The sequence below is a fragment of the Anaeromusa acidaminophila DSM 3853 genome (genome assembly GCF_000374545.1).
In the GTDB taxonomy this organism is placed as follows: Bacteria; Bacillota; Negativicutes; order Anaeromusales; family Anaeromusaceae; genus Anaeromusa; species Anaeromusa acidaminophila.
This window is the reverse complement of record NZ_KB894601.1, coordinates 15,305-37,353: the sequence shown is the minus strand read 5'-3', so window position 1 is coordinate 37,353 and position 22,049 is coordinate 15,305. Positions and strand designations below refer to the sequence as shown.

The window sequence follows — 22,049 nt, the reverse complement described above, 5'->3', positions numbered from 1 at the left end:
GATTACAGATTTCAGATTATCACATGCTCTTTGCGAGGCGGAAGCCAACGCTCGTACCGGAGCCCGACGGGGCACCGTTGACGCCGAACGTAAACAGCCCGCCGAGGGCACCGTTGCCCCAGCCGCCACCTCTTAGAAGTTGGGTAACGCCGGAAGCACTAAACCAGAAACCATCATTTCCTCTGCAAGATTCTCCGGTCGTGGCTGGGATGCATTCGTTTACAAGGTTTGCGTCTGTACGAAGGTATGAAAATGCGCCGCCAGAAGATCCAAAAGTAGGGTTAATCCCAGTAGTCACCAAAGCATTGTTGCCATCGAAAATCCACAATACACCACCTTGAAGCTGTACGCCATCAATCCATTCCCAAACATTGCCGACTAGGTCGTATATGCCACTCGGCAGCAAGTTATGACTGGATGTCGTTGGCCCGGTGCTGGTAAGCGCTCTTCCCGATACTGTCGGATCGGGCGCATGAGCGACGCCCATACCATCTACGCCGCTGGCCGAGTTTCCTGTCGGGTAAATATCCAGGAGCTTGCACCAGCGTGCGATATTTGCCCACTCGCGGTTCTGTACGATATGCCAGCCGGTTCCTTTGGCGAAGCAAGCACTTTTGGCGGTCGCAAAGTCTACCGAGCACCACGGAACAACACTGCGCCGTGAACTCGGCACGTTTGAGGTTCCGACAGCCGTATTTGACGCATCACTTCTTGAAGCTGCATGTCTTCCGATCCAGAAGGCATCGCCAATGCCAACCGCGCCCAACCAGTTAGGGAACAGAAACATTTCGTCGGTTCCAGTTGCAAAGGCTTTATCGGTCGCTCTCGGTACATAGGAAACCATATATTCCAAGAGCTTTCCCGTAGGGGCGGTAGTAAATTTATAGAACATGCCATTATCTTCTTCGATAAAATCAACATTCGGCGCTAAACTTACTCCATTGCGCCACAGGCGGAGAGTGCCGGCTGTGTAGCGGCCTAACCCAGACCATCCAATACAAAAGCGCGTTCTATTCCCATCCGGCGGCAAAAAGAGCGGTTCAAAAACGGCATCGGCACCAATACTATATTGAGGGAAATTGTTTGCTTGAATGACTATCATTATTTCTCTACCTCCAATACCAGAATGTCGTCTTTCGTTTTACTTACAAGCCAGTAAGCGGATCCACTTTCAAATAAATGTTCCGGGTACTCTTTTTCCGGCACCTTTTGAAGCCCTTGTGGTGTAATGTAAATCGTATCACCAACCACAACGTCAAAGACTCCGCCGGTGATTTGATGTTCCTTGCCGTCTAGCTCAAAGACGAAGTCCGGCACACTTATATGGTCGCCGTCGATTGCCACATCAGCCACAAAAGCAATTCCGCAGTCTTTAGGAAAAAATCGTTTTGTCATAATACAATCACCGTCCCTGTAAATTGTCCCCATTCGTTATACTGGCATTGAATGGTTTTAAGTCCATCGCTCACAGTGTTAAGCCGTTTCTTCGAGTCATAGGTCATAGTGTAGGTTTTACCCTCTGATACGACCGTTTCCGGCTGTCCCGCTGCATTATAAGTGATTGAACATGCCTGCAGCGGATTCAGTGGAGAGTCGCTGATTGCCTTCAAGACTCCATCATCCAGCTTTTCGACCGTGATGGCTTTATTTTTAACTTTTCCCGTGCTTATCGCGCCATCAGCGATGGCACTTTCGCCGATTGGCCCACCAACACCGCCGACAGAATGGTCGTGCGCATTCAACACCTGCAGCGCCTGCTCTGGCCCCATGCCAAGATCCAGTGTTTCTGCCATATCAATACCCCCTTGCAATTATTAATGGTAATTTGCCTGCGATTAGATTGCCGCTAGCATCCAGCAACTCAATATCAAACCCGGTTTCTGTAATATTCGACACGCGCCAGGTCGCTTGTTTTCCGTTCAAATCTTGAGCGAATATCCCAAGCATCGGCGGCAGCGTGAAGTGACGGTGGAAAGTTACATGCGTCTTTTGCGCCGGCACATCTACATTAACGATTCGGTCTTCCAGATCAGGAACGTCGATACTGACCTTTACCGAGCGCACTACCGTGTTGGTTAACCCGTCCAGTGAAACCGGGTGGATGCGAATGGCCACAAAACGACCATAAAACTGTTTCTGTGTAGAGGTTACCCAGTCGCTCCAAACTTTACCGTCGAAGCTGACCCGATACTCTGTTTCTAAACGAACATTCTGTTTGTGGTCATATTGTACGTCGATGGTCGCAAATGTCTGAACGGCATATTTTGGGGTTACATAGTGAATAGGCGCTCCGAAGATATCAAAGAACTTTCCGTAATCCCGCAATGTTTCTACACTGCGCAGATGCCACTCACCCACGGGGTCAATATAATAACAGTCACTTTCTATGATATTTTCCCCGAGGTCAATCAGTGGCAAATAAATATACGCAGAATCCGTAAGATAAGGAGGAATCACAAAGATATCAAAAAACTTTTCGTAATCCCGCAGGACCTTTATTCCTTGCAGCGTGTAACCGTTTTCCACCCGATACATATTCTCTACGGCCCAAACATCCGGGGCGTCGGTACGTTCAAACAATACATTTCGTTTAGGCAACCCGACCACGTTCACCGTAGCTCTGGCGGCCGTCTTTGAAGCGTTTCCTTTATTGTCAACAGCACGCAACCAAAAGGTGAGCGTCCCTTCCTGCGGGGCGTCAAACGTGTATCTTGAACCTGAGAATATTCCCATTAAAACCCCAGAATCCCAAGAACTGCCGAAGCGTAATTCATAAGAGAAAAAGCTATTATTATTTGAATCCAAGAAGGTTCTGTCTAGAGAAGCAGTCAGCTTTTCGCCGTCTTGGGTGACAGTGAAGCTAACCGCCGGCACGCTTTGTTCGGCTCCTTGTATCGTGTACCTGTACGCGTCAACCTCGCTCAATTCTTGCATGCTCACGCCAAAAATATTGTAACTGGTAAACTTAATAAAAATGGTGCGGCCGATATCTTCGACACGGTACGGATAATGAAAGATAGCATTGTCCACGCGGACAAAATTGCTCCCTGCAGCATGACTTTTGATAGCTGACCCATACGCTCCACGGCGCAGCCCGTACAGATCATACTGCGCGACGCCCTTTAAAAGAGCCGTTTCGTAAGAGATAAACTCCCCGTCAACATAGCACAAAGTATTTTTCATATCCGCATCAGCCGCAGTACCGCTGAGCAGATCGGCGCGGCCCTGCAGCTTCACGCTCAGTTTGTTCTGATAATCTTTGGAGTACCCCTCCGGCAGTGCTGTAATCAACTTGCCGATTCGGGCTGGAGCTGTGATTCTCCCTATTTGCTTATAAGTGTCGCCGTCATAGCTTACCCAGACGCACGCGCCGCCCCAGAAATCACTCGTACCGCCGCAAGTGGCCACGCATAATTCCAGGCCATTTTGTACAGTTTCCGCCGGCGGTTCAAAGATAATCGGAGTCGCTACCTCGCCAGGACTGCAATTGTAGTTTATATGGGATCGTTCAGCGTCTTTGCAAGGATATTTCGTTATGCCATGGACGCCAGCCGGGCACTCTTCGGCCACAACTTGAAACCGGCCGTTGTCGATTTCTTCAATGCTAACAATTTGCACCGGCTCTTTAACCAAGCCGAGATTCTCTTCCGTAAGCGTGACGATGTCCATTGGCTCCAGGCGGTAATATTTCCAGCCTATTTTAAATTCGTACTGATTCCGTTTATAGAGCTTTCGCTGCAGAATTCCCTGGGCTGCCGTTTTGGCTGCCTGCTTATCGCAAAAAAAGTGCATCGAAATTGGTTCAGCCGGTCGCGGCCCGAACATGCCAATGTTGGCGGCATCCTTCACGTCGTCAGTTTCAATGTTGTAGCCATTGGCCCTGCTTAAAAACTCGAACGGCTGAATATTATAGGCATCGGCAGTTCTGCTTCGCTTACAGATGACAGGCATTTCGTCATCATCAGGAAGGAAGTCGTTATTATCCAAATCGTACCAGGGAGCGGGCGGCGGGTTGTATGTCACGCCATTTCCCGAAACCACTTCATCCCCATATGGTACGATTTTTAACTTTCCTTGGCTCCATACCGCCTCGCTGTTTGTGCATTGCAATATATCAGTGATATTTTCCCGGCATTCCTTTTGTTCAGTAAAAGCAGGGGAGATAAACAGGCCGTTTGCGATGCAATAGGAAGTGTATAACGTTAAATCGCCTATGCACGATACCGGGAAGTCAATACCGAACTGGTCGTTGACCAGCAGCTCGCGGATGACGTCTGTCGGCAAAGCGTCGATAATCCCGCGCCCGTATTGGCACAGCGCAAATACTTCAAAAGAAAGATTTGGGATATCCCCCGAAGAACCGAGGTCGATTACTCCGGCCACATACGTTGTGTCTTTGTATGTCAGCGCCTTATCCGGGTGCTTAGACTGCATGTATGGCCATATCTGGTTTTGATACATTTCCAGGCTTTTAGCCGCCAGCGTGGTAATTTCTTTCCCTGACCACACTTGGCCAATCTTTTGCACCATAGCTTCGCATAAGCCAATGATGATTGCCGTAGTATAGGTGTAGGTGGTTTCCGTCTGGGTAACTCCACCGCCACCTTTACCACCAGAGGACTGCGTCGTCGTGTGCGGAATGGCGGTAAAATCGTCATAATCCAAAAAATTGCCGGTGATTCGAGTCGTACCAAAAACAATGGGGATGACGGCCCCATAGGTACTTTGTTGGATACGCAGCGCGTTGATTCGCGATTCTTCATGCGATATCGTGCTGCCGCCACCGAAAAGACCTCCCAAGACTCATCACCCCCAAAAAGAATGTATTGCCCGTTGCCTGCCGGCCAACGGCTCCTTAGTGCCATCCGCCAGCACAACGCCCTGGCCAATATAAGAATGGATTACCATTGGCCATTTAATCACAATCGCACCATGACTAATACAGCGGCCCCATTGGTGCAAGACGATATCTCCCGGCAGCGGATCTCGCTGCACTTCGTTTGCATACTTCGATACCCAGCAGAGATACCGTTCCGCTCCACGGTGCAAGTGCCAATCCATCGGATAATATCCAATGTCCAAGTGAGGGATAAGCCCCGCACGTTCAAACACTTCTGCAATCAGCATGCCACAGTCTACACCAGCTCCTTTGACACGTCCCATATGGTGATAGGGCGTATTTAGCCAGGTGAGCGCTTCGGCCACAACTGCCGCACGCTGCGCTTGTTCTGTCATAAAATCACCGCCTAAAGCAACGTTTCCGGGGTTGGAACATAGGGATACCCTCGGAAATTATTAAGATTATTGAATCTGGTTAGGCAGGTGTACTTGGTTCGGTCGCATCCTGGGTATATCGTAAACGAATCTCCCTGCACTGGTGCATATGGCAGGGGATGAGACAAAACAATCCGCCCGTTACCATACTGTCGCACGCCTCGGGTGATGCAGGCGTTTTGCCCGTCTTTAAACAGGATTTCGCCCATATCAAAATACCCGGCCGGCTGCGAAAGTGTACAAGATACAATCGCTTTCGTACTGCCGCTCCCAATAGTTCCCACCGCTGCATAGTTAGCTTTTTGGATGCAGCAACGCGAATCATAAACCGTATGCAGGCAGCTCGGCATTACCAGGTTGCGCGGCTGCTTTACATTCAGCAGCTCCGTAAGAGCCTTTACCTTAATTTCCGCCCGAAGTCCGTCCACTTCCTCAATATCCATCCTGCCTAAAAAGTGCAGCAGCTTGTAATCTGCCGAAATAGCCGGCATATTATACTGCCACGGAACGGGAGAGAAAAGGACTTCCAGCGCCAGCATGGCATTGTCAAATGCTCCGCCGCACATAGCCTGCAATACACTGGCCCCGCTGGGCAGCTTGTCGTTTTGATTTGCATACATAACAATCGACAACTCATCCACTTCCAGGCCAATGCGCTGGCTGACATTGTTTCGGTCTATGGTAAAAGAGCGGAACACGTCATTGCCGACGGTTAGGTTTTCATCCAGTGACGTGTACCGCAGCACCGTATCATCAATTAGCATGATGGTGTATAGGTCTGCGACATAAATCTGGTCGCTGTTGTGCAATAAATTTATAAGCGCTTCCGATGCCTGTTTCATTCATATTCCCTGCCTTTTTACCGAAGCGAATTCCACAGTTTTAGCCGACCATAGAGATTTTACAAACTGGTTCAGTTCCATCATGGAGTTTTTAAACCGCACACGGTAGTAATAGTCGAAGGTGGCCACAATCTGAGCGCGGTCGGGCGGCGGAGCGGCAAACGTAATCAGCCCCCAGGTATTGAAATCGAACTCAGCAGCCGCGCCGGCGACCAGAATAGTTGGCTTAACTTTGATGCCAAAAACAGGTTCGATAAACCCGGCAAAATTGCGCACTAACTGAAATTCTTTTGTCACTCCATCGCCCAGGGCGATGACTTGGTTAACCGCCCGGCACTCTTCCGGGTCCCGGTATAGCCAGGTGTCAAAATCTCCCCGGCGGGCGAGGAAGAAGCCGATCAGTTGTTGCAGTTCTCCTTGCATTGTCCCGTCATCGCGCAAAAACTCATAACTGAGTTTAAAATGCCATTTCGGATATACCCACATGGCTGCGCTCTTTTCGCAGCCGGAAGCGCTGGTCTGAATAACGGTTTTAAATTCCGGATTTTTCTCCCTGTCCCATGTGAGGCCAGGAAGTTCCGGGAAGACGGCGTCGGACATCTTCTTACCTCCTTGGTCGGTTGAAATTCCGGTACTCTTTGTTTAATACATCCACCAGGTCGCGCCCGGCGTCTTGAAGTGCTTTTTTCATGCCTCGGCCGTCGATTGCACTGGCGTTGATACTGATATTCGGTGAAAACACCGCAGGGCCGCCAGCTCCAGCCAAAGACGCTTTCCCCGACAACAGCGCCCGGACATTATCCGCCATGCCGCCTTTTGCCGGCACAATCATTTCGTCTTTATGCACCTTGGCCACCGTGTCGCTAGGGAGCTGCCAAGAGCCTACGTCATAAGACGGCATCCCTACATAATACGGCGCTTGGTAGTAAGAATCCGGGTTGCGCCCCAGGTTAACTTCCTGTGGAGAACTCGAACCGCCGCCAGAACTCCTGGCGCTGGCAACCCCGGCGAGAATCGCCAGGCCAACCCAGCCATACCAGGGAATAGACGAAAGCGCCGTGCCGATAGATTCAAGCATTGTCATGTTCGCGCCCGTTGTGGCGGTTGCCGTTGCTGTGGCAGCAGCGCCGGCTGCCGACGTTGCTGCCACTTGTGCTTGTCCGCCAGCGGTAACAAGTGCGGTCTTTGCGGCTTCCCCTTGAGCCGTTGCCGCCAGCTCGGTTGCTTTCGCGCCAGCATCGATGGTTTGTTTCATGGTCAGGTATTGCTTGTCCAGTCCCAGCATCCGGGTAAGGGATGCGCTGAACCGCTCAACCATCGGCTTGGTAATGCTATTGACAACGGAATTCAAAATAGCATTGCCCATATCGCGGAATGCCTGTTTCAGTTTCGTGGTTCCCTTGATTACCCCTGTGATAGCGCTGCTGAAAGCGTCCTGCATGTCCTTGATAAAATCAAGCTGGTAGCGATGATCCTCCTGGAATCGCTGATAACTGAGCTGCGACATCTTGCGGTTATGTCCAAGTTCCAGCTCTTGCTTTTTCTGCAGGTATTGGGCGTATTCCTTAGTGCCCTCCTTGGCGTTTTGGTATTCAAAAGCCAGGCGTTTTTGGTCTTCTTCATATTCGGCTTGCGTCAGCCGTTGTAGTTGGTTGATTTTTTCCTGTTCGGAAATAAGCCCGAGTTCGCGCTGTTCCTCAACGCGCTGCCGTTCATCCTCGATTGAAGATTTGGCCTTGTCGGAGGCCATGGCGGATATAATATTGGCCACTTCCCGCTGATACTCGACCAGGCGTTTTTCCTCTTCTAAAACGCTCTTTAAAGCGTCTTTATAACGGAGTGTACCTTTAACCTCAGCTTCAATCTTGTCATGCTGCGCTTGCTTTTCCTGCTCGTTCAGCCCAAGAATCTCCATCCGGGCTTGTACTTCAAACTCCGTTTCAGCCGCCAGGGAAGCCTTGCGAATAGCCGCTTTTTTTGCCAAATAGTCCTTCTCGGTAGTTTCTTCCTTGATTTTGGAAATCTCTAAATCCGCTTCCTGCATCTTGAGAGATTCCTGTAGGACATTGGCTTCCATGCGATACAGAGCAATTTTATATTCAACCAGTTCTTTGGCGCTTTTTTCAACACCACCCACATACTTTTTATAGAGGGCCAGCTTTTCCGCTGCCGTGTACTCAGCTCGCTGGACGTCCTGTTCGTATTGCTCCTTGGCCTTTGCAAATGCGGACTCGGTCTTCCCATCAGCTCCACCGGCCTTGTCGCCGCCAGCTCCATCCGCGCCGCTTTCGTCCGCGCCGTCTCCCGATCCGCCCGAGGGAGTTTCAACACCAGGGCGAGAAGTGAGCTTATTCCAAGCCGAGCTTACGGATTGTTTAATTCCCTCGACAAACGAACCGCCAACAGCCACGCCGGCAGACCTGACTCCGCTCGCTAGGTTTCCTAAAGCGATTTTGACGCCGTCCCAGCCAGCCATAAGGTTTTGAAACCCTTCCGCGCCGGATTTTGCCGCGCCGGCCGGGTCACTAAGCGCCTGGCCGATGGCTCTTACAATCTGCATGATAGAACTGCCGATTTGCGACAACGCGCTGGTGAATTGATGCCAGGCGGAAAGAATGTTATTCAGCGCTTCGGCGGTTGTTTGTTGAATCCCGCCAAAGTTATTAGTCCAGGCCGTGTATAGGATAGCAATGGCAATCCCGACCGCTTCCAACGCGCCGATAACCCATCCGACCGGCCCCATGCCTACCAGCCAGGCAACATGGGTTTTGTATAGTGTCGCAATAAACCCACCCAGCGCAGTAACCCCGCTGCCGATGAGGCCCCAAAGTTTGCTTAGCCAGCCGGCAATAGAAGCAAACGGTCCACCGAGGGTCATTAATATTTTTGACAATGCCGCCCAGCCGCCCCAAAGAGTTGCCAAAGCGCCAGTTACACTAATAACAACAACCCCCGTATTTCTAATAACGGGATCTATTTTATTAAAGGCGTCAAGCAAGTTCAAAACTGCATTAGAAAGAACAGTGACTATCGGCAAAAATTGAGAACCAACCGATACCTTAAAAAGGTCTAGCGTTGCATTCATTGTTTTCACAGCCTTATCAGCTTCAATAAACGCCTTTGCTGTATCAACATTCCCTAGGTCAACGCCGGCCTTTTTAGCTTCCTCCGCAAGTTTATCCAGACCGGCAGCGCCTAAATTTAGGAATTTTGCCAGGTCTTTAGCGCTGCGGCCAAGAAGATCCTGCGCCATGGCGTTGCGTTCAATTTGGCTCGGAAGTTGTTTATACCGGGTCATGATGTTGCGCATAATCTGGTCGGTGCTGAGCAGCTTGCCTTCGGCGGTGGTAATGGACACGCCCCATTCCTCGAACTTGGTTTTTCCTTCGCCAAGATGCCCTTTAGCGTTCATTACATTGCGCGACAAGACCATGATAGCCATGTTGAAAGAATCCATATCTACAGCCATGCGCTTGGTTGCATAGGCGAATTCTCCGGCCGCCTGCGTCGACATTCCCGTGGTGCGGGTCATATCGACAATAGCCCGCTGGAACTTCATGGCCTCGCCGATGGCCGAACCGAGATAGGTTGTCATGGCAATGCCGGCAGCCCCCACAGTGGCTTTGATTTGCTCAAATTTACTTCCCAGACCGCCGACGGCATTTTGTAATTGACCGAGAAGAGAGGCGGACTTTTGGCTTTCTCCTTGCAGGTTTTTAAGCCCCGCGCCGCCTTTGTCGGCGCCTTCTTTTATTTTGTCGCCCAGCGATTGCGCTGTGGAGCCGGTAATGCTAATGGAATTTGAAATATTATCCATCCCCTGCTGGAACATGCCGACAATCTTCTGCATGCCCGGAGCCAGATCCGCTGCGTCCGCTATGACCCTGACTTGAATTTCTTCCTGTTGGCCAGCCATTAACCCACCACCCCTCCGGCCGCCATAAAGTCGCGTATCAAATTGTTTAACGCATCCGGCGATTCGTCAGCTTGTTCCGAACCATACGCCGAATTGTTCTCTTCTGGTTCCTGTGGTGCTTCGTAGTCTACAATCCACGCCAGCAGACGATGTACCGGCGGATTTCTCCGCCAGTACCGCTTCATCTGGGTGTACCGCCGGAACGTCATGTTGTGACGGATATAATCCCAAGTCCAGCCTGTAGCTGTAGCAATTTCAGAATAGATGTCCCCCCAGGGGATTTCCGCTAAGCTACAGGCTCCGTTTCCCCCTGACCACCGTCAGCAGCACTCACTTGTTCAAACCCGGAAAGCCCCATGATGACCTGCACGAAATAACCGGCATTACGGGTGTCGAGCATGTCTTTGATGTCATCCAGTTTCAAATCCGGGTAGTTTCTGGACATAGCTGCGTGAATGACAGTGGCAATATCTTGCATAATTTGCGGAGTGAGTGCCCCTTTGTTCTTCTTGTCGTTCAAGCGCTCAATAGCCTTCATATGCTTTTCCAACTGAGCAAAGGAGAGGCCGGGCACGATGTATTCTTTCCCGCGCACCTTAATAGGAGCGCCTTCATACAATTCTTGCTGTTCCATGGTCTATATCCTCCTCATAGAGTTATTCATTGGCGCTTAACAGTCCCAGCACACCGCCGGCATCGACCGATGCCTCGAAGTCAAATTCAGGAATCGAAAAATCTTCCAGCTTGGTGCTGATTAAATTGAGCTTGGACGATACGCAGCAGTTTAATATCAAAGTAATCTGCTTGCCGCTAAAGCGCCCGTTAAAGATAGCCTTAAAGCTTGGCGCAGCCCCCATGGGCTGGTTGTTAATCGTGATGCTGCTGCCATTAGTGGCGTCCGTGTACAGGTAGCAAATATATACAGCCTTGCCGGTATCGCCGGCAGCGAACGTGTACACGCCGGCAGCCACGCTATATTGCCCGGTGGACGGAGCCGACCCGACGCACGTATATGGTTTGCCGGTTAATGCGTCAATGACACCAAGGTCTTGGGAAAACGTCGCGCTATTGGCTACGGTGATACCTCCGGCCGCAATCGTTCCCGGTTCGTTCAGCGCTGCCAGTGTCATGCCAGGCTTTACGGTTTCATTGAAAAAGATACTGTTATAGGTGGCCACTTTGATTTTGGCAAATTTGGCCTTGCCGGTGACTTTCATTTGCCCCTGGGCGACCGCCTCGGCAAAACGCATTTGCCCGAATAAAGATTTATTGGAAGCGGCAAAATCGATGCCCGCCTCCTGCATAGTTCCGAATTGTTGGGGCGTAGGGTTTGCGCCGGGCGGAACAGCGAACATAAAGCCCGCTCCAAAATTGTATTGACCCATTTTAATTTCCTCCTTCCATGGTTTCGTCTTCCTCCGGTGTTGTACCGCCGCTGTTTAGCGCAGCTTTTAGCGCATCCTTTGCGTGGTAAAGGTGAGCATACACCTGTTCATCGCGGGAGGCAGGGGAGTTTTGGACGTGGTTTTGAAACCACTCATCCACAATCCGATCCGTGTCACTTGTCTTTTCACTCATCGTCATTCACCACCAAAATTTTTATGGGGATAATAGCAATGGACTGCGAGCCAAGCAGGCCCTCATCCGTTTCTACCTTCCCGTCAATACCGCAGTCAAACACCAGGCCGCCTAAATTTTGATACCCGGTTAAATCCGCTTTTAAAGCTGTTTCAATGGCATCTAAAAGGCGGTTTAATTGTGTGGCTGGCGGCGCTTTCGGATTGGTGCTGTGGCAATACAGGTACAGGGATACATAAAAAGTCCACTTGGTAGGCCCGCCGGGCATCGGCGCGGCTACCTGGTCGCCTTGCGCCTGGAATAGGGCCGGCTGCTGCGTGGGCGTCACGTCATTCCAATGCTGCAGAGTCCTGCTCTTGGTTTTCAAGCCAGGAATAGCGGATACCTTGGCAAACAACGCGTTATAAATCGCTTCACGGTCCATCAACCACGCACCCCCTCGGTCACTGCCTGTCGGATATCCTGCATGATTTCATCCTGCATTTCCCGCATGGCCGAACGCAGGAAAGAATGTTCCGGGTATTCGACCTTACGGGTATGCGCCCGCACTTTGATGGTCGGCTCCTGGGTTTTTAATTTGCGTTTGGTAGCCGCCAAATTGGCTTCTCCGGCTCGCGGTCCCTGGGTAAAGTACACCGTTTTTACTTTCGCCCGGCGAAGATGCTCCCGGACGTTTACTGTGCCGCTGAATCCGTATTCATGGTAGGCCGCGTATTTCATGTTTGTGCCGACCATGCCGGTAACGCCGGTGGCGGATACAGTCACTTCATTGGTGATGCTGCGCCGCAGCGTGCCTGTTTGAACTTTGAGAACCTGGCCGCTGAGTTTATCCGTTACAATCTTGGCCTGCAGCTTGGCCATGACTCGGTTCATTGTTTTTTCCAATGACTGCAGTACCTTGGGATGAACATTTTCAAGACGTGCGACCAATGCGTCCGTGCCGATAATCGTCCCCTGGATCATGGCGTCACCCGCCTGTACCGGTTCACTACCGAACGGCAAAAATCAGACATATCTTTTTGCGAATAACTGACCGTCATTCCGCCAAGATTTTTGGATACCTCGCCGATACGATCTCGACCTTTAAAGCGGGCGGCCACCATTTCCAGGCAGGCTTCCTCCACATCGGCCGGAACGTTGGCATAGGATGCGGCGAAAGAGTATTCCTGATTCATGCTTTCGCGCCTCATTTCTCCGAGGAGAAAGGCGCTGGCGGCGGCAATGAGCCGCGCCAGCAATTCGTCATCATCCAAGACGTCAGGAGAAATAGACAGGTATTCTTTCGCCTTTAGCAAGGTTGTAAGGTCCTGCATGACGCATCACCTCACGCTTTGCCTTTAGCATCGTCACCGCCTGCATTGGCAGGTTCTTTATCCTTCGTTCCTTTGCCTTTGTCGTCGGTTCCGTCAGGCTCTTTACCTGCAGGCGCATTGCCGACAGTCAAACCATGATCCAAGAGTTCTTTGCCGACGTTGTCCGGCACTTCGACAAGCCCGGATTCTACCGTGTATTCCTTGCCGCCGGCGCTAACCGACGGCATATTCTCTGGCGCTTTTAACCACATACGAAATTCCTCCTTTATGTCGCGATTACGCGTCTGCGATATTGCTAATCATGCCGAAGCAGAACGGGGCGTAGCAGGCGAGCACCTGGCGGCTGTATACGCCGTATTCATATGCCCGCGTGCGGCGCGGCCATTCCGTCTGGTAATAATCCTGCAGATACCGCACTTCCAGAATGTTGTTGATGTTAGCCATAGGATACGGTACGGATTTTTTGCGGAAGACCGTCGTTCCGGGCGGTACATTCGGATGCAATCGGATGGCCACAAGCTGCCCGCCGCCCATGGCGTACTTATTGAGATAGCTGCCAATGACAACGCCAGCAGTTAAAGAGAAGTCGCCAGACGCTGCAGCCTGGGCATCCACATTGAAGCGGAAGAGAGGAGAGCCGCCGCCGGCAATGATTTTTTTCGTGATATTTCCGATCTCGCGGGCGCTGCACAGAATTTCATCCGGCGATACCCGGAAGTTATCCCAGAAGTAGCGGAAGGCTTCGTCGAATTCCGCGATGCCTGCGCTGCCGTCAGCCGTAAGTCCAGTGCCAATGCCAGGAGTGCCGGAAGGCATAATTTTCATGTAAGCGCCGCTGCCAGGCGTAGCAATCTGAGTCATAAGCCCGTCAAACACCAGGCCATTCTTGGAATTATCACCAGTCAGCGCCGATGCCAGTTGAGTACCTGCCGCCACATCCTTAATCACTACGCTGTTAAGGGATGTAATGGCTCCGAGTTTTTCCGCGCCAGCCGCGCCCCAATACCAGGCGTAACCGACCGCACCGGCTACAGGCGTTACGCTGGCCGTAATGCTGTTTGTGGTTCCGGCTCCGGTGGTGACGGTGGCCGCTGCCGACTTGGCCGCCGATCCGCCGCCGAAGGCATCCTGCGTGCCGTCCGCATTCGTGCGGGTAATGACGCCAGGAACGCCGCTGGCCACAGAACTGGACATATAGCCTTCAAAGGTGAGTGCTACGGCAATGACGCTTACTGCCGTGGCGGCCGCTAAAGAGCCGCCCGTTGTTACGGTGGCCAACGTTGGAGTCGGTGTCGTTCCTAAAGCCAGCGAAGAGTTACCGCCGATAATCAAGGCTTCTTCGCCAATCATCGTGGCCTGGAGCAGGTTCAGTACAGCCATGGCTTTTACGTCATCGAAGTTTTCTGCGCCAAGCTGCGCTTCATCGGTCACTGCGTTTTCAAGGCCGATGGTGGCATATTTGGCCAGCTTGTCTTCTGTGCGCGTCTGCATAACCGCATTGCGATGCCCCTCCGCTACGCCCAGGGAGAGTCGTCCGACATTGACGCCGGTTACCGCTTTCCAGTGCGTGGAGTCGCCGCCTTTACCGGCCACGCGTGGTATTTCATTGCGCAGCGGCGTAAGCACCGGATACAAGAGCTTGGCTGCCGGCTGCAGGTCGTAATATTGCAGGCCGCTTTGCTGGGTAATGCCTGTGGTGTCCGCTTTGGCGATAGGCGTTTGCTGGGCCGTTTTCACCATGTCGATGGTTTGCTGCGTTACGTTGGTTTTCATGTGATTTTCCTCCTTTTATACCCGGCCAATAGGGCCGTCTTGATGGATTTTTCTGATTGCAGCCAATGGGTCGGTGTTGTCAGGTTGCGTTTCCACCTTGGCCATGGGCGAGTCAGCTTCTTTATCAACCGCTTTTAAAATGACTTTAGCCGCAGCCGGCTGGCCTTCGATTTTTTCCAGACGTTTCATAATCTCAGATACAGCCGCCGAGAAATCCGCTTTTTTTATATCCTGACCGACGGCTATTTCCGTCTTTACAACTTGTGGGGCAGGCGGAGCGGCCATCTTCTTTATGTCAGCTGCAGCCTGCGCCATATTTTCGGCAGCCGCTTTAAACGCCTTGAGCAGTTCGCCCATTGGTTCGCTTTTTTGAGTGTCGTCGGGCTTAGGCTTATCGTCGGGCTTATCGTCTTTTTTGTCCGGCGTTTTACTGCCGCAGTTCGCGCCAAGCTCCACGGCAAGATCATGCAATTGTTGAATACGGGCCATATCATCCTTGGAGTTTCTAGACCCGGCTTTTGCAATATCGTCGGCAGCGGCCATTTTTGCTGTCAATTCCGCCGTTTCTTCTTGGGTCATTTCCACCAAGATGCCAGCCAGGCTGTCAATAGCGTCTTTAATGCGGCTGCCAATCTGACTGCCGTCGTTTTCGTACATAGCCTCTGCGTCGACAGCTTGACGCAGGCTGTTGAGTCTGGCTAAAAAATCAGCCAGGGAGGATACTTCGTACATTCCTTTTTGCAGCGGCTCCGAAGCGTCCATCTTCCAAAGCTCAATTGTGGCCTCGGGATTGCATGGACGGTCTACCAACGATATTTCCGTCAATCGCATTTTTACAATGGATTTATCAACCTTTTTGATGGTAGAGCCGCCAATGCTAAAGCCTTTGTATACTTCTTCCTTGACTTTTTTCCAAGCCGAGTCATCCACTACTTTGATGCCTACATACAGGCCCTTGCTGTCAACCGTGGCCATTTTGCATACGCCTACTGCGCTGGGTTGGTGCATTTCGCGCACATTGGCGAACTTCATGTACTCATCCAGTGCGTTTTTCACGGCATCAATTTTGATAATCTCACCTTGGTTGTCCAGTGCCTCGGTGGTCGCATAACCGTAGACCATGCGTTCGTCGTCGTCTACTTTTGCGATGGGAACAAAAATCTTTGCTTTTCCGTTTTTCACAGCATTCACCATCCTTTAAATTGCCCTTTAGAGCGTTTGTTTTTATCTGTACGTCTATTTATACCCGTGCCACCTTTAAAACGCGAATTGAAGAACGTTAAAGGGGTTTTGAAGGATTTTTAAAACTAGGTATTACCGTCTTCCTCCATATCCACCACCGGAACGACCACGCAGGTGCACCTTGGATGGTATGGCGGACCGTCATCCCCGGATGGGAACGGCTCATCAATGGGAATAACTCCGGCAGCCGCGTTCACGTCGCATTCATCTTCGTAATCGTGGGTATCTGCCAGAATGGACTGTTTTCCCTGTACTACCCCCGAGCGTTTCCAGCCTGTCAAATTGCCTTGCGTGTGAGCAGTGGCAACCTCCGTCCGGGCGATGTTATCCGCTCGGTCATAGCTGAACCCGGTATTCTCGGCAAGATGATCCGCCAGCGCTTGCGGCGACCAGCCTTCTTCCACCGCCTGGGTGATATTGCTCCTGAGATATCCGCGCGTTGATTCCGTGATGGCCCATTGTGCGTTCGGATTGTCGATAAGCTCTCCATCTACCCAAGCGCGGCCGACCATTTCCGCTGCCCGACGCCGGGCGTATTCTACGGCATCCTTATTGACCAGCTCCGTTATTTTTTCATTCTTCACCCGCACTTGCGCCAACGCTTTTGCGCCGGATGCTTTTGCAATCTCCTCTAAAATCGGCTGCACATCGTCATAAAGGATATCCCAGCCGGAAAAGTCCAGCTCCTTGAGGATGCGTTCAACAATGGTTTTGGTGTCGTCCGCTTTGACAATTGCCGCCTGGTAACGTTCGGAAACTTGCTGGGCCATATCTTTTGAAACCTTTTTAAAGAACTTTTGAATGACGGTTGCCAGTTTTTTCTGCGCCGGGAGCAGCGACGATGACTGCGTCATAACAAGCTGCTTTGGGTCGGCCTTGCGCGGCGGATCTCGTTTAGCCAACATGGCTCCCAGGCGTTTGGCCAGCTTTGCCGTTTCATCATCTGGCGGTTCTTCGCCAGGCACAGCCTGGCTCATCGACGAAAACAAAGACGCGGCTTGCATGGATCGAAGCGATTCTTTTTGCTCTTCGGTCATTGGTTCCCAGCCGATCTGCTCGCGAACTTCGTCCGGCGTTAAAGCCATCATGCCGACATAGATTTGATTTACCTGGGCTTGTTTCAGAGGGTCGTTGACCTCTTCTTCCGACCAGGCAAATTCAATCTCCGTCAAGCCCATATAGTCCTGGATGATTAAATCCATAAGCTCCTTGACGTAATTTCTAAGCGGCGTCAGTCCCTCGGCCTTACCGGCTTCCTGGGTCGTTTCCGCCGTTGCCCGATTCGTCTCCTTAACCAGGGCGGTAGGAGGGAGGTTGAAGCAATAGGCGATGATCCGCGCCAGCCATTCGTCATATTCGTCTTTCAGCGGATTGTCCTTCGGGAAAACCGGATTGGTTCCGTTGGGGATGAAGCGGGCGCGGCGGCGTATATTGGTATTTGCCGAAAACAGCGAGTCCCAATACGCCTGGAACTCAATGACCTGCTGTACGCCCCAGCTTTCCGGGCACGAAATAAAAGCGTCAGGGACGTTGCCCTCGGTGTAGTACCCAAGCTGGTAGCACTGCCGGCGCAGTGCGATGTTAACTGTCATAATGATCTGCTCGACATTCCCAAAGCCGTATACTTTGTGGGTGCGAACGTTGCGCGGCATATATAGCAGTTCTTCTGTGGTTAAAGGTATGGCCGGCAATCCATAAAGCACTTGCTGGTAAGCCGGAAGGGGCGGAGCTGGCTTGCGGCCGGTCTGGTCGATAATCGGTTTAATAGTGGCTCCGTCCACCAAGTCCAGGCTGTAAATGCCGCCGCCTCTGTTTTTATGCAGATAAATGGACGGCGCGTCAATAACCAGCATGTCTTCCAGGAGCGCCCGCAGCCATCGCCGAAACGGAAGGTTCCTGTCCGGGCGGCGAAACAGTTCCGTCACGAGGTCAATATCAGCCTGGCGGCTTTTGTCTTTTCTGTTTTTGGGAACAATCGTCCAGTCCAGGCTTTCCATTTGGTCCTTGCGTGTCTCAATGGCCAGACGCAGCAAGTCGTAATTATCAGCCAGCGCCCGAAGCTGCGCGAAGCTCACCGGTTCATCAGGGCGCGGCGCGTTTCGCAAGTTATACCCCCACGGGTATTGCCACTGCAGCGGCTGAGTCCCTGCCGGCTCGGTTGTTGCTTGCGGTTCTCCAGGGGACCATGGTGGCTGCCCGGACTGCGTTTGCTGGCGGCCTTGAAAACCAGCTTTAAAACCTTGGAAACCGGCTACGATTTTCGAGAATATTTCTGCCATGTCCATCCTCCCTTCAACGAGTTCTTGCTTTGGCCTGCTCGGCCAGAGCCTTGTAATAATCCAGCAGGCCGAATCGTCCACTATCCAGCATGGCTTTTGCCCCGGAAGCCGTATCGGTCTGGTCGTCATGTTTAACGAACGGGAACAACTCCACTTCATCTAGAAATTCCTTGTTCCATGCTCCACGCACCAATTTTACGTTTCCTGCTTCCGCAGCAGCGGAAAGCGGCAGCGCTCGCTGAATTTTGTCCACCACTTTTTTGTCAGGGTAAACACTATAGCCTTTTAATACTTGCCGCTGGTAGTGGTCGATGGTGTTTTTGCCGCCGGAGCCAGGCTCCTGCTCAATGTAGACAGAAACTCCAATACCATCCAAGTCGGCGGTTTGTTTGACCAGGTCCTCTACGCCCTTGGGAGAAGCGCGGGCGCGGCGCACGTCGATGATGTAATAAATGCCGTCCAGCTCCGCCATGCGGCAGCCGGATGTAAAATCCGGGTCGCTGTTTTTGGCGCTTTTTTCCGTCGCGGCCAGATCCCAGTAGCGAACCGACCGGGCTTTACGCGGCCAATCTGGTACAATCTCAAACCATTCTCGCCGGAACATTTTATCTTCATTTTTCGGTCGCGGCCGTTGCTGATACAATGCTGACCAGTCGCGGCTTCCGACCGCTTTTTTCTTTTTCTCCATCCATTCTTGGCCAAAACGTTCCGGCCAGAGTGGTTCGCCGACCGCGCGGCCGAGCGGATCGTCTTCCTCCGCCTCGCAGGGCAGATTAATTACAGTCCATTCTTCGCCGTCTTCTTCGGCTTGTTTTAGGACACGGCCAACCAGATCGTCATCGTGCCAGCGGGTCATGATAATAATGATGCGGCCGCCAGGATGCAGACGGGTAAGCAGTGTGCCTGTCCATTCGTCCCAAATATGCTCCCGGACAGTGTCCGAATCAGCTTCCTGCCGGTTTTTCACGACGTCATCCACAATTAGAAGGTCAGCGCCTTCACCCGTGATAGAGCCGCCGATACCGACCGAAATCATGCCGCCCGCATAACCGTTTATTAACCAGTTTGTTTTTGTATTTTGCGTCGGGTCAAGTTTCAGACCGAATATTTCACTGCCGAATTCAGACACCTTACGCCGGTTTGAATTCCCGAATTTTTGCGCAAAGCTGGCTCCGTAGCTTACTTCAATGACCCGCCTGTCGGGATTCTTGCCAATAAACCAGCTCGGCAGCGTTTCTGTTACCGTCTGGCTCTTGGAGTGCCGGGGCGGCAGGCAAATAATCAGCCGTTCAATTTCGCCGCGTTCCACGGCTTCAATATGTTGGCAAACATACTCCAGATGCTTGGCTGGCTTCCATTTGCCGCGATGCACATGCTCGACATAGGCCATGTAATTATTGCGCAGCCGTTCAATTTCCGGCGTTATCGCTATTGTGCCAGTGCCGGAGGCAATGCGCTCTAACATTGAACCTGCCATGTACATCACCTCGCTTACTGTTTTACCTCTTTTGCAGCTGCAGCTACCGCGACCGCAATTTTATCCAGTAGTTCCGGCTGCTTGGACAATTCCGCCTGCAGCCGACTCAATATTCGTTCCTCGGCGGCATCTACGCCGCGATTAAAGTCAAACTTGAGCTTTTCGCGCTGGACGGCGGATCTCTCCAAAAGCGCCAGCGCCTTTAATACCTCGGTCGACTTGGCGTTTTCCAGATCGTCCATATTGATTAGCCGTTCCAAGATAATCTGAACAGCCATTTGGTTGGCTGCCTCTGTCATTTCAAGAGCCGGGCCGTCCTTTGCCTCCGCGACAATGGTCTTGGCCTGTTCTCTTGCAATGCGCAGGCGCTCCAACTTGGATAGGAAATTCTTTCCGTATTTGCCGATTGCACTTTTTGATATGCCATGTCCTTGCTTGGTGATCCAATCGGCAATATCCCGGTAGGTGTACCCTTCCGTAATCTTCTTGTGTACGGCTTCCCTCAGTTCTTGCGGTAAATCCTCGATTTTCGGGTGACTTCTTCTAGCCATTGACAGTCACGCCCGGATCGGCAGCGATGCTGCCTTCCAAAAGGTCTTTGCCTTTGACGGTGAGTTTGGCCAGACAGCGGGTCCCGAGCTCTTCCACCGACACAGTATCCAGTTCGATATATCCTTTTTCCGCCAGGTAGGCCAGGTGTACTTTAACCTGTGCCGGCGAGCAGATATACTGGGCATCGGTTAAGATTTCCGCGATAAGATGGTCACTGGAAGGGTAAGGGTAGTTAATGTCGAGCATTTTTAAGATGTAGCCGCGAATTTCCCGCGACAACTGCTTTTCTAACTTATTCATGTTTTTTCGCCCCCTGCGGCAAGCAGCTTGCTCACATTCTTGTTAATTTCAGTGATATCTGTCGCCACCTTATCAAATTTGAATTCAAGGTTGGAAATGGCACGGAGGAAATCATCCCTCATGACATATTCCTGCGGCATTCGTGCCTTAAAAGCGGAAAAGTCCTCTTTTACCTTCTCAATGGCCTTGTCGTGGCTGTCTTGCTTTTCTTTGATTCCATCTTTGATGTCTTTCAAAAAGTACCCAATGACGCCAGCGAAACCCGAAAGGAAAAAGAGGATAATGGTAATAGCTATATTCCATGCTGTATTCGTATCAATCATGTCAGACCTCCCTAGAATGCAACGGTAATCCCGGCTTCCACTCGTTCAAAGCGCATGTCTTTGCCGAGGTGTTCAAGGCCGTTATGCTGCACTCCGATATAAGGTCCTGCATAGCCAACTCCACCTTTCGGAAGAAGAAGCGGTATCTTTGGTAAATCAACTTTTCGCAAATGGCTGTACCCCAGGCTCCGGGTGGCAATGGTAAGCACATCCATACTTTTTTTGTACGCTTGGATATTGTACTGGTTGAGCTGGATGCGGTCGTTAGGGTCGGTTCCGGTAGTAAGAGACTGTTCATTGGATAACTCGCTTTTGATTGGCCCGTCCAAATTTGGTGCCGTTTTCGGTTTTGTCGGGTCCGTGATAATAGCGAAATCCGCTCCGGCGGCCTTGCGTTCTTTTTCTACAGTCGTTCGCAAATTCGCCCAGTTCGTTTCCACCGTATGATCCGGTTTTGTCGCAGCCGCAATCTTGTGCGCAGCTTCTTCCGCCTGGCCGTCAGTCAGGGGAATGCCAGCTTTATCTGCTGCCTCCTGGACTTTTTCCGGCTTTTTTGCGTTTTCTTGCGACAGCGTCACATCGGGCTGGATGGCCGGTCGATTGGATTCAGACCAGTACAAGCCGACTCCCAATCCAATCCCAAGCGATATCACCGCCGTAATAGCTAGTGCTTTCCATGGACAAGAGGGAGAGGGGATACTATTTTTTATCTGGTTGTATACATCCCGCGCCAGTTCTCTTTCGTTCATGTGCTGCACCTCCGTTCTTTTTCGGTTTATTTCGTGCATGCATTCGCCCGTAATAGCGGGTGAAGCATTTTAGCAATTGTTGTTTGCGCAGTCCTTTTTGGCCTACTCGCTGCCACTCCACAATATATAGGCGCTGCCGAGCTTTTTGTCTTGCCGATGGAATACGCCCGCAATCTCCAATGAACGGACAAGTCCACCCGCGCCGTTTGCAGCGATGCGCCGCGCCGCAAGGAGCTATGTAGTACCGGCCGGCGCGGTCATAGCCGCACCAGCCGGATTCCATGATTTCCTTGAGGTAGTCGCGTAGACTGTTAAACTGGTCTTCAATACCCTTTAAAAACCCGTTAAACGCCCCTTGCAAGTCAACTCCAACGCCAATAAGCGCTTTTTGTAAGTCAACTGAAACACCGCTATGCGTCTCTTGCAAGTCA

25 protein-coding genes are annotated in these 22,049 nt (G+C 51.6%); all 25 read right to left on the bottom strand.

What is annotated here, in order from left to right:
- Positions 1-19: 19 nt before the first annotated feature.
- On the bottom strand, positions 20-1,102 hold the full coding sequence (locus C508_RS19585) for an SUMF1/EgtB/PvdO family nonheme iron enzyme (RefSeq protein WP_018704129.1): 1,083 nt from the start codon (positions 1,100-1,102) through the stop codon (positions 20-22).
- Positions 1,102-1,395: a hypothetical protein gene (locus C508_RS0113635; protein WP_018704128.1), complete on the bottom strand. Its 294-nt coding sequence runs from the start codon at positions 1,393-1,395 to the stop codon at positions 1,102-1,104. Before C508_RS0113635 ends, C508_RS19585 begins: the two co-directional genes overlap by 1 nt.
- Positions 1,392-1,793 (bottom strand): hypothetical protein, encoded by a 402-nt coding sequence (locus C508_RS0113630; protein ID WP_018704127.1) that lies wholly within the window; start codon positions 1,791-1,793, stop codon positions 1,392-1,394. The genes C508_RS0113635 and C508_RS0113630 overlap by 4 nt, the downstream gene beginning before the upstream one ends.
- Position 1,794: 1 nt before the next feature.
- Complete coding sequence (locus tag C508_RS18665; protein ID WP_018704126.1) at positions 1,795-4,800, bottom strand: phage tail protein; 3,006 nt, start codon at positions 4,798-4,800, stop codon at positions 1,795-1,797.
- A gap of 6 nt (positions 4,801-4,806) precedes the next feature.
- On the bottom strand, positions 4,807-5,235 hold the full coding sequence (locus C508_RS0113620; RefSeq protein WP_018704125.1) for an NlpC/P60 family protein: 429 nt from the start codon (positions 5,233-5,235) through the stop codon (positions 4,807-4,809).
- 11 nt (positions 5,236-5,246) lie between these two features.
- Positions 5,247-6,116 (bottom strand): phage/gene transfer agent baseplate hub protein, encoded by an 870-nt coding sequence (locus C508_RS0113615; protein ID WP_018704124.1) that lies wholly within the window; start codon positions 6,114-6,116, stop codon positions 5,247-5,249.
- The gene (locus C508_RS0113610) at positions 6,117-6,716 is read right to left on the bottom strand and encodes a DUF2460 domain-containing protein (RefSeq protein WP_018704123.1); all 600 of its coding nucleotides are present in this window, start codon (positions 6,714-6,716) and stop codon (positions 6,117-6,119) included.
- 4 nt (positions 6,717-6,720) lie between these two features.
- On the bottom strand, positions 6,721-10,032 hold the full coding sequence (locus C508_RS0113605; protein ID WP_018704122.1) for a hypothetical protein: 3,312 nt from the start codon (positions 10,030-10,032) through the stop codon (positions 6,721-6,723).
- Positions 10,032-10,217: a hypothetical protein gene (locus C508_RS0113600; protein WP_018704121.1), complete on the bottom strand. Its 186-nt coding sequence runs from the start codon at positions 10,215-10,217 to the stop codon at positions 10,032-10,034. The genes C508_RS0113605 and C508_RS0113600 overlap by 1 nt, the downstream gene beginning before the upstream one ends.
- 101 nt (positions 10,218-10,318) lie before the next feature.
- On the bottom strand, positions 10,319-10,666 hold the full coding sequence (locus tag C508_RS0113595) for a hypothetical protein (protein ID WP_018704120.1): 348 nt from the start codon (positions 10,664-10,666) through the stop codon (positions 10,319-10,321).
- 22 nt (positions 10,667-10,688) lie between these two features.
- A complete protein-coding gene (locus tag C508_RS0113590; RefSeq protein WP_018704119.1) occupies positions 10,689-11,417 on the bottom strand; it encodes a hypothetical protein in 729 nt (242 codons plus the stop codon).
- Between the two features lies 1 nt (position 11,418).
- Entirely contained in the window at positions 11,419-11,610 is a 192-nt protein-coding gene (locus C508_RS0113585; protein WP_018704118.1) for a hypothetical protein, read from the bottom strand.
- A complete protein-coding gene (locus C508_RS0113580; RefSeq protein ID WP_215731977.1) occupies positions 11,603-12,037 on the bottom strand; it encodes a hypothetical protein in 435 nt (144 codons plus the stop codon). Before C508_RS0113580 ends, C508_RS0113585 begins: the two co-directional genes overlap by 8 nt.
- A complete protein-coding gene (locus tag C508_RS0113575) occupies positions 12,034-12,573 on the bottom strand; it encodes an HK97 gp10 family phage protein (RefSeq protein WP_018704116.1) in 540 nt (179 codons plus the stop codon). The genes C508_RS0113580 and C508_RS0113575 overlap by 4 nt, the downstream gene beginning before the upstream one ends.
- Positions 12,570-12,923: a head-tail connector protein gene (locus C508_RS0113570; protein ID WP_018704115.1), complete on the bottom strand. Its 354-nt coding sequence runs from the start codon at positions 12,921-12,923 to the stop codon at positions 12,570-12,572. Before C508_RS0113570 ends, C508_RS0113575 begins: the two co-directional genes overlap by 4 nt.
- 11 nt (positions 12,924-12,934) lie before the next feature.
- Entirely contained in the window at positions 12,935-13,174 is a 240-nt protein-coding gene (locus C508_RS0113565; protein WP_018704114.1) for a hypothetical protein, read from the bottom strand.
- A gap of 25 nt (positions 13,175-13,199) precedes the next feature.
- On the bottom strand, positions 13,200-14,696 hold the full coding sequence (locus tag C508_RS0113560; RefSeq protein WP_018704113.1) for a hypothetical protein: 1,497 nt from the start codon (positions 14,694-14,696) through the stop codon (positions 13,200-13,202).
- A 15-nt stretch (positions 14,697-14,711) separates the two neighbouring features.
- Positions 14,712-15,878 (bottom strand): XkdF-like putative serine protease domain-containing protein, encoded by a 1,167-nt coding sequence (locus tag C508_RS19580; RefSeq protein ID WP_018704112.1) that lies wholly within the window; start codon positions 15,876-15,878, stop codon positions 14,712-14,714.
- A 125-nt stretch (positions 15,879-16,003) separates the two neighbouring features.
- On the bottom strand, positions 16,004-18,217 hold the full coding sequence (locus C508_RS0113550) for a phage portal protein (protein WP_018704111.1): 2,214 nt from the start codon (positions 18,215-18,217) through the stop codon (positions 16,004-16,006).
- Between the two features lie 13 nt (positions 18,218-18,230).
- Positions 18,231-19,694 carry a phage terminase large subunit gene (terL, locus tag C508_RS18655; protein WP_018704110.1) on the bottom strand — a complete coding sequence of 488 codons (1,464 nt, stop codon included), beginning with the start codon at positions 19,692-19,694 and terminating at the stop codon, positions 18,231-18,233.
- 14 nt (positions 19,695-19,708) lie between these two features.
- A complete protein-coding gene (locus C508_RS0113540; RefSeq protein WP_018704109.1) occupies positions 19,709-20,245 on the bottom strand; it encodes a phage protein Gp27 family protein in 537 nt (178 codons plus the stop codon).
- Positions 20,238-20,546: a hypothetical protein gene (locus C508_RS18650; RefSeq protein WP_018704108.1), complete on the bottom strand. Its 309-nt coding sequence runs from the start codon at positions 20,544-20,546 to the stop codon at positions 20,238-20,240. The genes C508_RS0113540 and C508_RS18650 overlap by 8 nt, the downstream gene beginning before the upstream one ends.
- Positions 20,543-20,869, bottom strand: a complete 327-nt coding sequence (locus tag C508_RS0113530; protein WP_018704107.1) for a hypothetical protein — start codon at positions 20,867-20,869, stop codon at positions 20,543-20,545. Before C508_RS0113530 ends, C508_RS18650 begins: the two co-directional genes overlap by 4 nt.
- Positions 20,870-20,880: 11 nt before the next feature.
- Positions 20,881-21,618, bottom strand: a complete 738-nt coding sequence (locus C508_RS0113525; protein ID WP_018704106.1) for a hypothetical protein — start codon at positions 21,616-21,618, stop codon at positions 20,881-20,883.
- Positions 21,569-22,045 (bottom strand): hypothetical protein, encoded by a 477-nt coding sequence (locus tag C508_RS0113520; protein WP_156817636.1) that lies wholly within the window; start codon positions 22,043-22,045, stop codon positions 21,569-21,571. Before C508_RS0113520 ends, C508_RS0113525 begins: the two co-directional genes overlap by 50 nt.
- Between the last annotated feature and the right edge of the window lie 4 nt (positions 22,046-22,049).